The organism is Gaetbulibacter sp. S0825, from assembly GCF_011777505.1.
In the GTDB taxonomy this organism is placed as follows: Bacteria; Bacteroidota; Bacteroidia; order Flavobacteriales; family Flavobacteriaceae; genus Pontimicrobium.
The window spans coordinates 12,619-29,940 of the sequence record NZ_JAATJT010000003.1 but is presented as its reverse complement, the minus strand read 5'-3'; the positions used below and the strand labels follow the sequence as shown (position 1 = coordinate 29,940).

Sequence of the window (17,322 nt, the reverse complement as noted above, 5' to 3'; positions counted from 1 at the left end):
TTTTTTATTTTCTAGGGTGAAACTTATCTACAACATTCCGTAGATGGCTTTTGTCTACATGCATATATATTTCGGTAGTTGTAATACTTTCGTGACCTAGCATGAGTTGTATCGCTCTTAAATCTGCACCATTTTCTAGCAAATGTGTTGCAAAAGAATGTCTAAAAGTATGTGGCGAAATGGTTTTTTTTATGCCAGCTTTCTCTCCTAATTGTTTTACTATGGTGAAGATCATGGCTCTAGTTAGTTGTTTACCTCTTCTATTTAAAAATAAAACATCGCGGTATTCACCTATAACTGGAACATGGATACGTACTTCGTTTTTATAGATATTAATATACTTTTGAGTTAGGTTTCCTATAGGCACAAACCTTTGTTTATCTCCTTTACCTGTAACTTTAATAAAACCTTCATCAAAAAATAAATCTGATAATTTTAAATTAATAAGTTCGCTAACACGTAATCCACAGCTATACAATGTTTCGATAATGGCTCTATTACGTTCTCCTTGAGCGTTTGATAAATCTATAGAGCTAATAATTAGATCTATTTCACTAATTGATAACGTGTCTGGTAGTTTTCTACCAATTTTAGGAGCTTCAATTAACTCTAAAGGATTGGTTTCTCTGTAGTTTTCGAATATTAAAAAATCAAAAAAACTTCGTAAACCAGAAATAATTCTTGACTGACTTCTAGCATTCACCTCTTTGGCTATATGGTATATAAATTCTTGAATGATTGTCTTTTCAATTTTAATGGGAGACATTGATATATCGTTGGCTTCTAGAAAATTAATTAGCTTTTTTACATCCCTAGAATAACTACTAATAGAATTTAAAGAGAGACCTCTTTCAATCTTTAAATAGTTACTATAATCTTCTAAAGCCTGAAGCCATTTCATGTTTATAAGTCAGTTTTATTAACAATACGTAAGTTAAATACTACATTGTTTTTATCAGTAATACTGCGGTTTTATCGATAAAAGTACTACTTTTTGGGTTAAATTTTTGTTGAAAAGCGTTTTTATTTTTTAATTTGATGTGAATTAATCAAAACTAAATTTACAAATTATGAAAAAATTATTATTAGTTATGGCAGTTGTGGCTTTTTGTTTCACTGCTAATGCTCAAGAAACCACATTTGGTTTGAAAGCAGGTGTTAACTTTGCTAGTGTTGGTGGAGATGATGCTGATGGACTTGATAGCAGAACATCTTTCCATTTTGGAGGTGTGGCTACAATAGGAATATCTGAAAAATTCGCTGTTCAACCAGAATTGCAATATTCATCGCAAGGAGCTTCTGAAGGAGATGCAGATTTGAAATTGGACTATCTTAATGTTCCTGTTCTTGCAAAGATTACAGTTGCGGAAGGATTTAGTGTAGAGGTTGGACCGCAAATAGGGTTCTTACTTTCAGCTGATGCTGATGGTGAAGATGTTAAGGAGTTTCTTAAAAGTACTGATTTTAGTGCAGCAATAGGAATGAATTACCAACTAGAATCTGGTTTAAATTTTGGAGCACGTTACAACTTAGGATTAGGGAACGTTGTTGATGAAGAAGATGCTGATTGGAAGAATAATGTATTCCAAGTTTCTATAGGTTTCAATTTTTTATAAAAAACAATATTGATTAATAGCAAATCAAGAAAGAAGGAGCGCACATTTTGGCGCTCTTTTTTTTGTGGTATTTTATATTAATTAAGCGTAAGAAATTTACACTAAATTAAAGTTAATTTTGTTGCTTTATTTCTTTTAACCGTTTAGTTTTGCCAATCAATAAAATTTAAAACCAAATTTATTATGAAAAAATTATTATTCGGAACATTAATCGTAATCCTTGGATTCACTCAGTTGAATGCGCAGAACGATTCTGGTGACCTTACCATTGCACCACAATTAGGTTTAAACCTATCAAACTATACTAGCAATGAAAGTTTGAGCAATAAAATTAGAATAGCATTTAACGCAGGTGCAATTGTTGAGTATTATTTAAGTGATCGCTGGAGTTTACGTTCAGGATTACTTTATGATTCAAAGGGTACAAAAATTACTGAATCTGGAGATGATTATATAGATAAATTGAATTATATAGCACTACCTATTCATGCTAACTGGCATTTTGGATCTAATAGAAATTGGTTTTTAAACTTTGGGCCAACCTTAGGGTTTTTGGCAAGTGCTAAAGCTGATACTCCTTCAGGAGAAATAGATATAAAAGGTGAACTGGACAGTACATTTGATCTAGGTTTAGGTTTGGGTATAGGCCATAAATTTAGTATTACAGATAAAACACAGTTGTTCATTGAATATCAAGGGTATAACGGCTTCATAAATATTATTGATGCCGATTTTAATCTGTTAAATGCAACTTCAGCTTTCAATATTGGAGCAATTTTTCAGCTTTAATAACGACATTATTTCAAAAAAACCGAAGTTCAAAGCTTCGGTTTTTTTATGCATTATTTTTTGATACATTTGATATATGAAAAAAATTATCATCATAAACGGCCCAAATCTCAATTTGCTTGGAAAACGAGAGCCAAATATTTATGGAAGCTTAACATTTATGGAGTTTTTTGAAACTGTTAAAGAAAAATACCCAGAAGTGAGTTTAGAACATTTCCAATCTAACATAGAAGGGGAGCTTATAGATAAATTGCAAGAAGCTGGTTTTGCTTATGATGGTATTATATTGAATGCCGCTGCGTATACACATACATCTGTTGGTATTGGAGATGCTGTAAAAGCTATTGAAACACCAGTTGTAGAAGTGCATATTTCTAATACATTTTCAAGAGAAGAGTTTAGACATCAATCTTATATTTCTCCTAACTCACATGGTGTAATTCTAGGTTTTGGATTGCAGAGTTATGAGTTGGCTATTCAAAGTTTTTTATAAAAAAAAGCAACCCATAAAGGGCTGCTTTGTATTTAATATTTTTTGTTTTTTTATTAAATATGAATTACTTCACCGTAAGCAGCAGCTACAGCTTCCATAACCGCTTCACTCATGGTTGGGTGAGGATGTACCGCTTTTAATACTTCGTGTCCTGTAGTTTCTAGTTTTCTTCCTAAAACAGCTTCGGCAATCATATCAGTTACTCCAGCACCAATCATGTGGCAGCCTAACCATTCGCCATATTTGGCATCAAAAATCACTTTTACAAAACCATCTTTATGTCCGCCAGCACTTGCCTTACCAGATGCTGAAAAGGGAAACTTACCAACTTTAATATCTAAACCTTGTTCTTTTGCTTGAGCTTCAGTTAGACCAACACTTGCAATTTCAGGTGAACAGTACGTACATCCAGGAATATTACCGTAATCTAGTGCTTCCACATGCTGTCCTGCAATTTTTTCAACACATAAAATCCCCTCAGCAGATGCAACGTGAGCTAATGCTTGACCTGGAGTAACATCTCCAATAGCGTAGTATCCGGGAATATTTGTTTGGTAGTAATCGTTAACTATAATTTTATCTTTATCTACAACAATACCAACATCTTCCAATCCAATATTTTCGATATTCGTTTTAATACCAACTGCCGAAAGCACCATATCTGCTTCTAACACTTCTTCTCCTTTTTTAGTTTTCACTGTAGCTTTTACTCCTTTACCAGAAGTATCAACACTAGTCACTTCAGCCGAAGTCATTATTTTAATACCACTTTTTTTGAAAGAACGTTCTAGTTGTTTTGAAACATCTTCATCTTCAACAGGAACTATTTTTGGCATATACTCAACTACAGTAACCTCTGTTCCCATTGAGTTATAGAAATAAGCAAACTCAACGCCAATGGCTCCAGAGCCAACTATAATCATCTTTTTTGGTTGCTTTTCTAGTGTTAAAGCTTCACGATAACCAATAACTTTTTTACCATCTTGTGGTAAGCTTAGTAATTCTCGAGAACGTGCTCCAGTAGCAATAATAATATGATCTGCACTGTACTCAATACCATCAACATCTACTTTTTTGCCAGGTTTTATTTTGCCATACCCATTAATAACATCAACTTTGTTCTTTTTAAGAAGAAACTGAACCCCTTTACTCATACCATCTGCAACATTTCTACTACGCTTTACAACCGCATCAAAATCTTTATCGGCATCTTTTACAGAAAGTCCATAATCTTCGGCATGTTTTAAATATTCAAAAACTTGAGCCGATTTTAACAACGCTTTCGTAGGAATACAGCCCCAATTTAAACAAACACCACCAAGGCTTTCCTTTTCAACTACTGCTGTTTTAAATCCTAATTGAGACGCTCTAATAGCGGTAACATAGCCTCCTGGACCACTTCCAAGAACAATTATATCGTATTTACTCATGAGTATATATTTAAGTCTTAAATTTAGGCTACGAATTTACGAAATCACATTTGAATAATTAAATAGTTATGATTTTAAAATTTAATGGTATATAAATTGTGGTTAAATAATTACTTTTATACAAAGCTAACCAATTATGAAAGCACAGAATATACTTTTTGTTTTATTAATTATTATTTACGTTTTTTCATGTGAGAATGATAATAGAAAATCAATAATTAATGTATCAGTGCTCAAAGGAACTGTAGTAGATAGAGTGAGTGATACTCTTTTTTTGTTGAAGGCTACAGATGATCCCAGACAAGATATAATAGATACTATTCCGATAATTAATGGCAAGTTTGAGCATAAGTTTGTGTCTGATGAGATAGAAATGTATCAACTTATTTTTAAAGATGAACTAGTAACTGGAAGTTTTATGCCTACTCAGTTTTTTTCGGAAAATGCCGATATAGTTTTTAATTTATATGACCAAGATAATTCTAATAAATTTACACGTGAGGGTGGCGAAAACAACAATTTATATCAAATATATTTAGATTCAATTCAAGATGGTTATAATAACCAACTTACTGCTGTTTATGAAGATTACAATCTATTTGATTCATTTGAAAAATTCAACTCAAAAGAGTACAATGAGTTATTTTCTCGTTTGAGAGAAGCTAAATCTCAGGAAGAAAAAGTACCAATTTATCAAAGCATTAGAAAATTAGAAAAAGCTAAAAAACACAGAAGTGAAATAGGAAAAGAATTAGATTCAGTCGTTAATATATTGTCTAAACAATTTCAAAATAAAAAATATGAATTTATAGAAGCAAACCCTTCTTTAGTATCTTATTCTATTTTGATGAGAGATATGCAAAGTTTAAATTACAGCAAAGCACCAAAGGAAAAAATAGTAGAGGCTTATAACACATTGAGTGCTAAATACCCAAATCATCCATATTCTAAACTCGCTCAAAACCTGTGGATTGGCTATACCGAGCTTCAACCTGGTGGTCAGTATATTAACTTTAAAGCACCAGATATCAATAATGTAGCCTATGAACTAAAACCAATTGTAGATAAAAATAAGATTGTATTATTAGACCTTTGGGCAACTTGGTGTGGACCTTGTATTGTAAAATCTCGAAAAATAAGACCAGTTTATGAAAAATATAAGGACAAAGGGTTCACCATTGTTGGTGTAGCAGGAGAGTTTAAAAATTTAAACGCTTACAACAAGTTTATGGATAAAGAGCAATGGCCTTGGTTAAATTTAATTGAGTTGGATAGGCAAAATAAAATTTGGGAGAAGTATAATGTTATGAATGGCGGTGGCGGCATGTTTTTAATTGATGGCTCTGGTGAAATTTTAGCTGTTGACCCAACTGCTGAAGAGGTTGAAGCCATCTTAAAGGATAAATTGGTTAATACATCTATTAAATTATAAATCGTCTGTAAAATGTCTTCTGCCTTTATCTTTAGCAAATTTTTCTTGGTTGTAACTACTTGATTTTCCTTTGGGTATTGATAAGGGTTTCCAATGATTATTGGTTATCATCTTGCCTAAAAAAACAATTTGCCCTATGTGGTAAGAGTAATGCGCCAATTGTCTGTTAATAGCTTCGGTAACTGTATGTCCTTGGTTACGAATATAGATGATTTGTTCAAGTTGATTTTCTTCTAAAGGTTTTATGGCTTCAAAAAGACATTCCCAACCTTTATTCCAATCCATTAACATGTCTTCTTTGTAGTTGTAAGTATCTATGAATTCTTTATCACGTTCACGCCATATTTTTTCACCATCTTCTGTTAAAAAATTGGTCCAGCGAGACAACATATTACCAACAATGTGCTTAACAATTATGGCGACACTGTTGCTTTCGTTATTATATTGCCAATGAATATGTTCATTACTTAATTGCTCAAAAGTCTTATCACCAAGTGATTTGTAGTATTCAAATTGTTTTATTATGCTAGATAAATAACTGTTAGTCATCTTTTTTTGAAATAAATTTTAGTGCAGCACCATTAACACAATGACGTAATCCAGTAGTTTCTCTTGGTCCATCATCAAACACGTGTCCTAAATGACCTCCACAAGTGGCGCAATGTTCTTCTTTTCTGGCAACGCCTATATTATAATCTACTGAAAAGGCTACATTTCCTTTAATTTCTCTATCAAAACTAGGCCAACCAGAGCGAGAATCGTATTTGTGATCGCTTTTAAACAATGGTGTTTCACAAGCTGCACAAACATATACACCTTTTAAATGGTTATCGTTAAATGAGCTACTAAATGCAGGCTCTGTACCAGCTTCTCTTAGTACGTAATATTGTAAATCTGTGAGTTCTGCTTTCCACTCGGCTTCAGTTTTTGTAATTGGAAAACTTTTTTCAGATTCTTTTTTTTGAGCTGAGCTATTGCAACTTAAACAAAAGCTAATAAACGAAAGAAATAAAATCTTTTTCATAGTATTAATTTAGCAAATTTTTGGTTCTTTTTAATTAAGTCGATAAAAAATTGAAATTATTACAAAGTTTTTAATGTGACAAATTATCATTAGTTGTGTCTTAAATTTAAGAAACCTTTTTTGTATTTTTAAAATGTCTTAACAAGATATTAAATATTAAAGGTTGCATTTAACCATTAAAAAAATAAACAGATGAAATCTCGTAAATTAATAGTTACTTTTGGAATAATAGCTTTATTTCTTTCATGTGCTACAAATCCTTTTACTGGAAAAAAAACAATGGCTTTGGTACCAAACGACCAGCTTTTTCCGACTGCTTTTGCACAGTACGACCAGTTTTTAAGTGAAAATAAAGTGGTAAAAGGAACTAAAGATGCTGAAATGATAACTAGGGTTGGACAGCGAATTGCAGTAGCTGCTGAACGTTGGCTAAATGCCAATGGATATCAAGGATATTTAAATGATTATAAATGGGAATATAATTTAGTAGATGATAAAACAGTTAATGCTTGGTGTATGCCTGGAGGTAAAATAGTCTTTTATACAGGGATTTTACCAATTGCTGCTAATGAAACAGGAGTAGCTGCTATTATGGGACACGAAGTTGCACATGCTTTGGCAAATCATGGTCAGCAACGTATGAGCGCTGGTTTATTGCAGCAAGGAGTTGCAATTGCGGGAAACATAGCAATTAAAGATGAAAAGTCAAGAAATGCTTTCAATCAATACTACGGAATTGGTTCTACAGTTGGTGTAATGTTGCCTTTTAGTAGAGCACATGAAACTGAAGCAGATAGAATAGGGTTGTATATAATGGCAATTGCTGGTTATAATCCTGATGAAGCAGCTGAGTTATGGAAACGTATGAAAGCCAATAGTGGAGGACAAGCACCACCAGAATTTTTAAGTACTCACCCTTCTAATGACACCAGAATTGCTAATTTGCAAAAGCTAGCTCCGACGGCAAAAAAGGAAGCTGCAAAATTTGGAATCACTTCTTTTAGAGAATAAATCATTCTTAAGGTTAAAAATAAATGTTTACTTTAGAAGCTGCTCATAATAGAGCAGCTTTTTGTTTATGGCAATATTAAAAAAGGGAAGCAAAAAATTGCTCAATGCTTGGGCGTTTTACGATTGGGCAAATTCGGTTTATACGCTAACTATTGCTTCTGCTATTTTTCCAATATTCTATTCAGCTTTATTTTTAGATGCTGTAAAAAGCGTTCGTTTTTTAGGTTTTGATTTTAAAAGTACAGCACTTATATCTTTTGTAACTGCTTTTACATTTTTTGTAGTTACTATTTTATCGCCTATTTTATCTGGAATTGCAGATTATACTGGAAACAAGAAATTATTTTTGAAGTTTTTCTGTTATATAGGAAGTTTGGGATGTATAGGTATGTTTTGGTTTAGTTTGGAGCATATTTACATAAGTTTGTTCTTCTATTTTTGTGGGTTAATAGGGTATTGGGGAAGCTTGGTATTTTACAATTCCTATCTACCTGATATTGCTTATCCAGAACAACAAGATGCCATTAGTGCCAAAGGATTTTCTATAGGGTATATTGGAAGTGTAATTTTATTATTAGCCAATTTGGCAATGGTTATGAAACCTAATTGGTTTGCTATAGAAGGAAGCGAACAAGAGGCTGCTATGGTAGCGATGAGAATTTCTTTTATAACTGTTGGTGTTTGGTGGATGCTATTTGCTCAATACACTTTTTATCATTTACCTAAAGGAAATTCACAAGAGAAAAAAGTTATTAAAGATGTTTTGTTAAACGGTTTTAAAGAATTGAATTCTGTTTGGAAACAACTTAAAGAAAACTTAAGGTTGAAGCGTTTCTTATATGCCTATTTTGTTTACAGTATGGCTGTGCAAACTATTATGTTAATGGCTGTGTATTTTGGAGAAGAAGAAATTTCCTGGGCAGACAATAATGAAAAAACCTTAGGGCTGATTATTAGTATTTTGGTCATACAATTAGTGGCGGTTTTTGGTGCAAGCTTGACATCTAGGGCTTCAGCCAAATATGGAAACATACCAACGCTAATTGGTATTAATACTATTTGGATGCTTATTTGTGTGTTTGCCTATTTTGTTAAAACTCCAATAGAGTTTTATATGACTGCTGCAGTTGTAGGTTTTGTAATGGGAGGCGTGCAAGCATTATCACGTTCAACGTATTCAAAATTTTTACCAGAGACTAAAGACACAACATCATATTTTAGTTTTTATGATGTGACTGAAAAAATAGGAATTATTATAGGAATGAGTATTTATGGAACTGTTGACCAAATTACAGGAACCATGCGAAATGCCATTTTATTTTTGCTTGTATTTTTCTTATTTGGAATTATTTTACTCTTTAGGATTCCTAAAAAATTACAATTAACAACAAAGTCTTAATATGGCAACATTAGAAAAAGGTAATAAGAAGCTACTCAATGCTTGGGCGTTTTATGATTGGGCAAACTCGGTTTATTCATTGGTTATTAGTACTGCTGTATTCCCTATATATTATAGTAGTATGACGTCTTCATTTGCCAATCTAGAAGGTAGCATAACTTTTCTTGGGACAAGTTGGAATCCTACCACACTTTATAATTATACACTGTCTCTTACTTTTTTAATTGTAGGAATAATATCTCCAATACTCTCTGGTATTGCCGATTATACAGGGAACAAATTAAAATTCCTTAAATTCTTTTGTCTGTTAGGATCACTATCAGTAATGTGCTTGTTTTTCTTTAAAGATGAATCTACACTTTGGGTTGCCTTATTTTTTACAATTACAGCAGGTGTAGGTTTTTGGGGAAGTATTGTGTTTTACAATGCCTACTTACCTGAAATAGCTTATCCAGAACAACAAGATAATGTGAGCGCTAAAGGTTTTATTTTTGGTTATATAGGATCAGTGATTTTAATGGTTCTTTGTATGGTTCTTATTCAAACAGGCGTTTTTGGGTTTTTGGATGAAGCCTATGGTTCAAGAATTACGTTTTTATTAGTTGGTATTTGGTGGTTAGGATTTGCACAAATAACCTACAGACATTTACCTAATAATGTTTATAATCAAAAACCAGAAAAAGATTATATATGGAAAGGTTTTAATGAGTTGAAGAAAGTGGCAAAAGAATTGAATGAATACAAAGATTTAAAACGCTTTTTAGTGTCTTTTTCTTTTTTTAGTGTTGGCGTTCAAACAATTGTGTTAATGGCTGGAATTTTTGGAAGCGAGGAGTTAGGCTTACCTACTGCCAACCTTATTTTAACTATTCTGCTCGTTCAAATTGTAGCTATAGCTGGAGCTTTTATTTTTTCAAGACTATCTAATAAGTATGGTAACTTAACAGCCTTAAAAATAACCTTGATAATTTGGGGATTGGTTTGCTTTTTAGCTTTTAGCTTAGACAAAAGTCAAGAAAATGTTGATATGTATTTTTACGTGCTTGGAGGTGTTTTGGGTCTAGTTTTGGGTGCTACACAATCTTTAGCGCGTTCTACTTATTCAAAACTTTTACCAGAGACTGAAGACCATGCTACATATTTTAGTTTTTATGACGTTACAGAAAAAATAGCCATTGTATTAGGAATGTTTGTTTTTGGGTTATTAATTTCAATTACAAATTCTATGCAATGGTCTGTACTATTTTTGGCAATATTCTTTTTAGTAGCGCTCATCGTTCTATTTACTATAAAAGGTAATAAATATGTGAAATAAAAAAAAGCCGCTCATAGAGTGGCTTTTTTACTAAAATAATTGTTCTTAGTTACTAATAGTACCAGAACCTGATACTTTAGTATCTTCTTTTTCAGGGTTGCCTTTATATTCAATGTCACCAGAACCTGAGACACGAGCTTTTAAGCTCTTATTACTTACTACTTCAATATCTCCAGAGCCAGCAATAGAAGCTGTTGTATTATTAGCTTGAAGTCCAAAAGCATGAATATCTCCAGATCCAGCAACTTTTACTGTTAAATCGTTAGTACTACCTTTTAAGGTTAAATCACCAGAGCCAGCAAGACTACCTTTAACAGAAGAAGCTTCAATATTAAGTATAACATCACCCGAACCTGCTAATGACACACCAAAATTAGTAGCAGTAATTTCATCTTTATTCCATAAATCTCCAGACCCAGCTAAAGATACATTGCTAATATCTTCAAAAGGAATCGTAATCTTGATGGTTTTATTCCAACTTGGACTTAAATTAACTTTGTTTTTTACCTTTACAATAAGATTGCCATCCTTAATTTCAGTAACAATATGTTCTAATAAATTTGATTCCCCTTCAAGAGTAATTTTTCCTTCTTTTCCAGCAACTAATATATAATCCATTGAGCCAGCACATTTAATACCTTCATAATCTCCAGTATTTCTGGTTTCAGTTGTCATGTTTCCGTTGCCTTTAATTTTTTTTCCTCCCCACCATTGCGCATTAATTGATGAGACACTTAAAATAGCTACTAATAATAAAATTGATTTCTTCATTTCTGTTTGTTTTTTGATTGATATTTAATTTTTCTTGAAAGTTACACTTCCATAATCTGATGTAATATTAATAGTATTTCCAGATCCTTTAGAACCATGATAACCTGAATATTTTTTGCTACTAGATTTTTCAATTCTTTTAGACACCTCTAAGTCATCATCACCACGTAATGATGCATAGCTAAGGTCTAAGTCGAAGTCAAAACTATACCCAGAAGAATATCCAATTGTTATTTTCATATAGTCAGATTCTATGTTTACATCGCCAGCGTTACTAGTCATGTTATCAATTTTCATGGAGCCATAATCTGCAGTTACAGATACATTTTTATAAACTTCACCAATACGTAAGGTTAAGTAATCACCATCACCTTTAATATTGTTAGCTTTTCCAATTGTTAAAGAACCATAATCGCAGTTATAGGAAACATCTTCAGCGATTTCTATTGTTGATTTAGTATAATCTGCATCAATTTCTAAATCGTTTGTCTTTCCTACAGTATAGCTACTATAATCTGCATTAATCACTCCACTTTTAATGTATTCGAAGTATGAGTTTTTTGTGTAGTCAAATGAAATATCATTATTATCTGCCATTAATTCTTTAGTGGTAATTTTTCCATAATCACAATCAATAGTGGCACGACCTTCAAGTTTATCTAAATTAATACTACCGTAATCGTTTTCTAGGTCAACATTATTACTCATTGGCATTTTAATAACGTAGTTAATTTTCATACTAACATTGTTATTTCCCCAATTCCAAAAAGATTTGCTTTTAGAAAAGCGTGTTTTTGCTATAACACGACTTGAAGAACCAGAAAACTCTATATTGATATCTTTTAATTTTTTTTCAACTTTTTCTAGATTGTTTCCGTTTGTAGTGATGGTTACATCTATGACAATGCGGTTTTCATTCCAAGTAACTATGTCTATATTTCCATAGCTGTTATCAACTTCTAAAGTAGCATCAGCGCTTACTGAAAACTCTTTATGTACTTTTTTTTCTTTAGTGTGTTTGCCATTTAAATCATTGTTGTTAGCTAACACTAATGATGGCATTAAAATAAGGGTGATTAAAGCTCTATAAAGTAGTGCTGTTTTCATATTGTTCGTTTTTTGTTTGTTTTAATTCATCTATTTGTTCTACTACATTTTGTAATAGGCCTATTCTGTCTTGAAAATTGGATATCATGGCGTAAATAACACGTTCATCTTTACCACTTGCTTCGAGATCTAACTTTAATTGTTCGTAGTTTTCTTCTAAGATTTTCATTTGAAACATAGTGTCAACAATTAAATCTTGATATTCTGGAGATTCTTCACTGTTAAGTTTTTCAAGTTCGATAGTGATTGCATTTGTAAAAAAGTCTTGCGTTGTAGCCATTTCTGGAGAAATGTTTGCTAAATCTATTGTTTCGTTACTTTTTAGAACTCCAAAGGATACCGTAATCAGTAAAACAATAGAAGCAGCTATACCAATAATTGGTTTCCATAACTTAAACATCGATTTTTTTTCAGTTACAGCTACAGTGTTTAACTTATCTAAAAAGCGTTGTTTATGTCCAATAGCTGGTTCTTCAGTATCGAACTGACCTTCGGTGTTTTTAAACATGTTATTTAAAATATCTTCACTCATAATTTTAATATTCAGCAGTAAGCTGTATTTTTTGTCTTAGACTTTCTTTAGCGCGTGATATGGTTGTTCGACAATTTGAATACGAAATATCCATAATATCACTAATCTCCTCATAATCATATCCCTCAATTAAATTTAGGGTTAATGCTATTCTATAATTGTCTTTAAGGTTATTTATAACCTTAAGCACCTGTTGTGCTTTTAAGTTTGTAAAATCATAATCACTACCAATGTTTTGATTCTCTTCAACTTTATAAAGCACATTGTCAAAAGGAACGTTTTGGTATTTATGACTCTTTTTATAGTGATAAATACTATTGTTTGTTACAATTCGCTTTAACCAGGCACCAAAGGTTTTTAAATCTTTTAATTCACCTAATTTTGTAAACGCTGTTAAAAAAGAATCTTGCATAATATCTTCTGCTTCAAAACTATCCTTAACAATCCTCAACGAAATGTTGTACATGGCTTTGTAATATCTATTGTATAGCTCCAATTGTGCATTTTGGTTGCCAGATTTACAAAGCTCTGCAAGCGCTTCAGTATTTAGGTTTGGTAGTGACACTAAAACAAATTGTTTATTAGAAAGATTAAGGTAATTAAACTTTGTTACAGTTTGATAAAAAAAAGTTTGGTTTTATTTAAGAAAACTAGCATTATAATGGCATAACAATTGAATATTAGTAAGTGTAAAGCAATTAAAAGCCCTTTGAAATTGGGATTTTTAGCATATTACTTAGTTTATAAATTTAATTGAAATAAAAAATAATTCTGTTTTAATGACAGAATGACCTAAAAATAGTATGGCGAAGTCTAAATTTACAAGTCTTGACAGTTTGTCATTTCAGGAGTTTGATGAAAATTCAGAATTAATTCCGTTAATGACACCAGAAGATGAAGCAGAAATTAATAACGAAATATTACCAGAAGCCCTTCCAATATTGCCATTGCGTAATACCGTTTTATTTCCAGGTGTTGTTATTCCAATTACTGCTGGAAGAGATAAATCGATAAAACTAATTAACGACGCTAACAAAGGAGGTAAAGTCATTGGTGTTGTATCACAAAAAGATGAAACAATAGAGGATCCTACTGCTAAGGATATTTATAAAAAAGGGACAGTTGCAAGAATATTAAGGGTTTTAAAAATGCCAGACGGTAATACAACCATTATTATTCAAGGAAAAAAGAGGTTTGAAATAAACGAAGTAATTACCGAAGAGCCATATATTAATGCAACAATAAAAGAAGTTGCTGAGGCTAGACCAGCTGCAGATAACAGTGAGTTTAGAGCGATTATAGACTCTATTAAAGAGTTGGCACTTCAAATAATTAAGCAGAGTCCAAATATTCCTTCCGAAGCTACTTTTGCTATTAAAAACATTGAGAGCAGTTCGTTTTTAGTAAATTTTGTGTCTTCAAACATGAATCTTTCAGTTGAAGAAAAACAGAAGCTTCTTGAAATTAACGATTTAAAAGAACGCGCTTTAGCGACTTTAAAGAATATGAATATTGAGCTTCAAAAATTGGAGCTAAAAAATGATATTCAGTCTAAGGTTCAAAGTGATATGAACCAACAGCAACGTGAATATTTTCTGCATCAGCAAATGAAAACCATCCAAGAAGAGCTAGGAGGTGTATCATCTGATGAGGAAATTGAAGAAATGCGAGTTCGCTCCAAATCAAAAAAATGGGATGAAAAAGTAAAGAAGCATTTTGATAAAGAATTGGCCAAAATGCAACGTATGAATCCTCAAGTTGCTGAATACTCCATCCAACGTAACTACTTAGATTTATTTTTGGATTTGCCTTGGAATGAGTTTAGTAAAGATAAATTTGATTTAAAAAGAGCCAAAAAGATTTTAGACCGTGACCATTATGGTTTAGATGATGTTAAGCGAAGAATCATAGAGTATTTAGCTGTTTTAAAGTTACGTAACGACATGAAGTCACCAATACTATGTCTATACGGTCCTCCAGGAGTTGGTAAAACATCGTTAGGAAAATCTATTGCAGAAGCCTTAGGTAGGGAATATGTGCGTATGTCATTGGGTGGTTTACGTGATGAAGCCGAAATTAGAGGACATAGAAAAACATACATTGGTGCAATGCCAGGACGAATTGTTCAAAGTCTTAAAAAGGCAGGGACATCCAACCCAGTTTTTGTGCTTGATGAGATTGATAAATTGTCCAATTCCCATCAAGGCGACCCATCATCTGCAATGCTAGAAGTTTTAGACCCAGAACAAAACTCTGAGTTTCATGATAATTTCTTGGAAATGGGTTACGATTTGTCAAAGGTCATGTTTATTGCTACATCTAATAGCTTGTCAACCATTCAGCCTGCTTTATTAGATAGAATGGAAATAATAAACGTCACTGGTTATACTATTGAAGAAAAGGTAGAGATTGCAAAACGCCACTTATTACCTAAGCAGTTAAAGGAACACGGATTAACTACGAAGCATTTAAAAATTGGGAAACCGCAATTAGAAAAAATTGTAGAAGGTTATACGAGGGAATCTGGTGTTCGTGGTTTAGAAAAACAAATTGCTAAAATGGTACGTCATGCTGCCAAAAATATAGCTATGGAAGAACCATACAATATTAAAGTGACCAACGAAGATATTATTGAAGTGCTTGGTGGGCCAAAAATGGAGCGCGACAAGTACGAAAACAATAATGTTGCAGGTGTTGTTACTGGTCTTGCTTGGACACGTGTTGGTGGTGATATTCTGTTTATAGAATCAATTCTTTCAAAAGGAAAAGGCACTATGACTATTACTGGTAATCTAGGAAAAGTCATGAAAGAATCGGCGACCATTGCTATGGAATATATAAAAGCAAACGCAGATACTTTTGGAGTTGACCCAGAGATATTTGAAAAGTACAATGTGCATATTCATGTTCCAGAAGGTGCAACTCCTAAAGATGGTCCAAGTGCTGGTGTTACAATGTTAACCTCTTTAGTATCATTATTTACACAAAGAAAAGTTAAAAAAAGCTTAGCCATGACTGGTGAAATCACACTTCGTGGAAAAGTATTGCCTGTAGGTGGAATTAAAGAAAAGATTTTGGCCGCTAAACGTGCTAGAATCAAAGAAATTTTGCTGTGTGAAGAGAACCGTAGAGATATTAAAGAAATTAAAGAAGAATATCTAAAAGGATTGACGTTTCATTATGTAAGTGACATGAGCGAGGTTATTGATATTGCAGTTACAAAGCAAAAGGTTAAAAATGCAAAGAAATTATAAACCAAAGCCTCGATTTTAAGTCGAGGTTTTTTAAATAATTTAAAAATAAAACAGATTGCAAATCGTTTTAAGATAGATTTAGTTACTTTGCCTTCTTTATGATAAGAACTATTACCACAGTATGTTTTTTGGTTTTTTTTATAAAAACCTCCTTTTCTCAAGTAGGAGGTGAGTCAACATATCAATTTTTAAATCTTATATCATCACCACGTCAGGCAGCTTTGGGCGGAAAAGTAATTACCAATGTAGATTATGATGTCACACAAGGACTTTACAATCCTGCAACCATTAATGTGGAGATGGATAACCAATTAGCACTAAATTATACGAGTTATTTAGGAGGTATTGGTTATGGTAGTGCTGCTTACGCTTATACAATAGATAGACGCACACAAACCATACATGGAGGTGTAACCTATATTAACTATGGAAGCTTTGATGGTTACGATGAAAATGGCGTATCTACAGGAAGCTTTTCTGGTAGTGAGACAGCGCTCTCGGTTGGTTATGCTACGCAAATTGGATATTCCGATTTTTATGCTGGAGCAAATTTAAAACTAATTACGTCCAAATTAGAACAGTATAGCTCTTTTGGTGCTGCTGTAGATTTAGGATTGTTATATATAAATGATAATTTAGATTTTAATGCAGCAGTAGTTGTTAGAAATTTGGGAAGTCAAATTACAACCTACGCAGGATTAAGAGAACCATTACCTTTTGAAGTGGATTTTGGCATGTCACAAACACTTGAGCATGTCCCTTTACGTTGGCACATGACTTTTGAAAATCTGCAAGAATGGCCAATTGGAAGACCAAATCCTGCAAGAGCAACAAGTGATTTAGAAGGTAACCAAACTCAAGAAAAAGTAAGTTTTTTTAATAATGCTTTTCGACATTTAATTTTAGGAGCCGAATTATTTCCAGAGAAAGGATTTAATATTAGATTAGGCTATAGTTTTAGACGTGCCGAAGAGTTACGAATTTTGGAACAGCGAAATTTTTCAGGTTTGTCTTTTGGGGTAGGAATAAAAATGAATAAAATGCGATTTAGTTATTCGCATGCAAGATATACAAGTGCTTCAAACGCAAGCTTTTTTGGATTACAAATAGATTTGCAGTAGCTTATTTTTTCTTGATTTTTTTAAGATA

The 17,322-nt window shown here is 32.5% G+C and carries 17 protein-coding genes; 9 read left to right on the top strand and 8 right to left on the bottom strand.

What is annotated here, in order from left to right; all coding sequences use genetic code 11:
- Positions 1-4: 4 nt before the first annotated feature.
- Positions 5-901: a site-specific tyrosine recombinase XerD gene (gene xerD / locus HB672_RS11275; RefSeq protein ID WP_167769637.1), complete on the bottom strand. Its 897-nt coding sequence runs from the start codon at positions 899-901 to the stop codon at positions 5-7.
- Positions 902-1,070: 169 nt separating this feature from the next.
- Here xerD and HB672_RS11270 point away from each other — a divergent pair, with 169 nt between their 5' ends.
- The 3 genes from HB672_RS11270 (at position 1,071) to aroQ (ending at position 2,898) form a co-directional block, all read left to right on the top strand.
- Positions 1,071-1,616 (top strand): porin family protein, encoded by a 546-nt coding sequence (locus HB672_RS11270; protein WP_167769636.1) that lies wholly within the window; start codon positions 1,071-1,073, stop codon positions 1,614-1,616.
- A 183-nt stretch (positions 1,617-1,799) separates the two neighbouring features.
- Entirely contained in the window at positions 1,800-2,405 is a 606-nt protein-coding gene (locus HB672_RS11265; protein ID WP_167769635.1) for a porin family protein, read from the top strand.
- Between the two features lie 76 nt (positions 2,406-2,481).
- Complete coding sequence (gene aroQ, locus HB672_RS11260; protein WP_167769634.1) at positions 2,482-2,898, top strand: type II 3-dehydroquinate dehydratase; 417 nt, start codon at positions 2,482-2,484, stop codon at positions 2,896-2,898.
- Between the two features lie 53 nt (positions 2,899-2,951).
- Here the strand turns inward: aroQ and lpdA are convergent, their stop codons facing one another.
- Entirely contained in the window at positions 2,952-4,328 is a 1,377-nt protein-coding gene (lpdA, locus tag HB672_RS11255; protein ID WP_167769633.1) for a dihydrolipoyl dehydrogenase, read from the bottom strand.
- Positions 4,329-4,464: 136 nt separating this feature from the next.
- Here lpdA and HB672_RS11250 point away from each other — a divergent pair, with 136 nt between their 5' ends.
- A complete protein-coding gene (locus HB672_RS11250) occupies positions 4,465-5,760 on the top strand; it encodes a TlpA disulfide reductase family protein (RefSeq protein WP_167769632.1) in 1,296 nt (431 codons plus the stop codon).
- On the opposite strand, the gene HB672_RS11245 is transcribed toward HB672_RS11250, so the two are convergent.
- Together HB672_RS11245 and msrB are read right to left on the bottom strand one after the other, a co-directional pair.
- Positions 5,755-6,309, bottom strand: coding sequence for a DUF1572 family protein (locus HB672_RS11245; protein ID WP_167769631.1), 555 nt, complete (start codon positions 6,307-6,309; stop codon positions 5,755-5,757). The genes HB672_RS11250 and HB672_RS11245 overlap by 6 nt on opposite strands.
- Positions 6,302-6,784 carry a peptide-methionine (R)-S-oxide reductase MsrB gene (gene msrB / locus HB672_RS11240; RefSeq protein ID WP_167769630.1) on the bottom strand — a complete coding sequence of 161 codons (483 nt, stop codon included), beginning with the start codon at positions 6,782-6,784 and terminating at the stop codon, positions 6,302-6,304. The genes HB672_RS11245 and msrB overlap by 8 nt, the downstream gene beginning before the upstream one ends.
- A gap of 192 nt (positions 6,785-6,976) precedes the next feature.
- Here msrB and HB672_RS11235 point away from each other — a divergent pair, with 192 nt between their 5' ends.
- The 3 genes from HB672_RS11235 (at position 6,977) to HB672_RS11225 (ending at position 10,509) form a co-directional block, all read left to right on the top strand.
- Positions 6,977-7,795, top strand: coding sequence for a M48 family metallopeptidase (locus HB672_RS11235; RefSeq protein ID WP_167769629.1), 819 nt, complete (start codon positions 6,977-6,979; stop codon positions 7,793-7,795).
- 67 nt (positions 7,796-7,862) lie between these two features.
- Positions 7,863-9,194 carry an MFS transporter gene (locus HB672_RS11230; protein ID WP_167769628.1) on the top strand — a complete coding sequence of 444 codons (1,332 nt, stop codon included), beginning with the start codon at positions 7,863-7,865 and terminating at the stop codon, positions 9,192-9,194.
- A gap of 1 nt (position 9,195) precedes the next feature.
- Positions 9,196-10,509, top strand: a complete 1,314-nt coding sequence (locus tag HB672_RS11225) for an MFS transporter (RefSeq protein WP_167769627.1) — start codon at positions 9,196-9,198, stop codon at positions 10,507-10,509.
- A gap of 45 nt (positions 10,510-10,554) precedes the next feature.
- Here the strand turns inward: HB672_RS11225 and HB672_RS11220 are convergent, their stop codons facing one another.
- Genes HB672_RS11220 through HB672_RS11205 form a run of 4 tightly spaced genes read right to left on the bottom strand, consistent with a single transcriptional unit; the run spans position 10,555 to position 13,484 of the window.
- Positions 10,555-11,280, bottom strand: a complete 726-nt coding sequence (locus HB672_RS11220) for a head GIN domain-containing protein (protein WP_167769626.1) — start codon at positions 11,278-11,280, stop codon at positions 10,555-10,557.
- A 24-nt stretch (positions 11,281-11,304) separates the two neighbouring features.
- Positions 11,305-12,387 (bottom strand): hypothetical protein, encoded by a 1,083-nt coding sequence (locus HB672_RS11215; protein WP_167769625.1) that lies wholly within the window; start codon positions 12,385-12,387, stop codon positions 11,305-11,307.
- A complete protein-coding gene (locus HB672_RS11210; protein ID WP_167769624.1) occupies positions 12,365-12,919 on the bottom strand; it encodes a hypothetical protein in 555 nt (184 codons plus the stop codon). Before HB672_RS11210 ends, HB672_RS11215 begins: the two co-directional genes overlap by 23 nt.
- Positions 12,920-12,923: 4 nt before the next feature.
- Positions 12,924-13,484, bottom strand: a complete 561-nt coding sequence (locus HB672_RS11205) for an RNA polymerase sigma factor (protein WP_167769623.1) — start codon at positions 13,482-13,484, stop codon at positions 12,924-12,926.
- Positions 13,485-13,722: 238 nt separating this feature from the next.
- On the opposite strand from HB672_RS11205, the gene lon reads away from it, so the two are divergent.
- Together lon and porQ are read left to right on the top strand one after the other, a co-directional pair.
- Positions 13,723-16,173 carry an endopeptidase La gene (gene lon / locus HB672_RS11200; protein ID WP_167769622.1) on the top strand — a complete coding sequence of 817 codons (2,451 nt, stop codon included), beginning with the start codon at positions 13,723-13,725 and terminating at the stop codon, positions 16,171-16,173.
- A gap of 98 nt (positions 16,174-16,271) precedes the next feature.
- Positions 16,272-17,294, top strand: a complete 1,023-nt coding sequence (gene porQ, locus HB672_RS11195) for a type IX secretion system protein PorQ (protein WP_167769621.1) — start codon at positions 16,272-16,274, stop codon at positions 17,292-17,294.
- Positions 17,295-17,322: the final 28 nt, after the last annotated feature.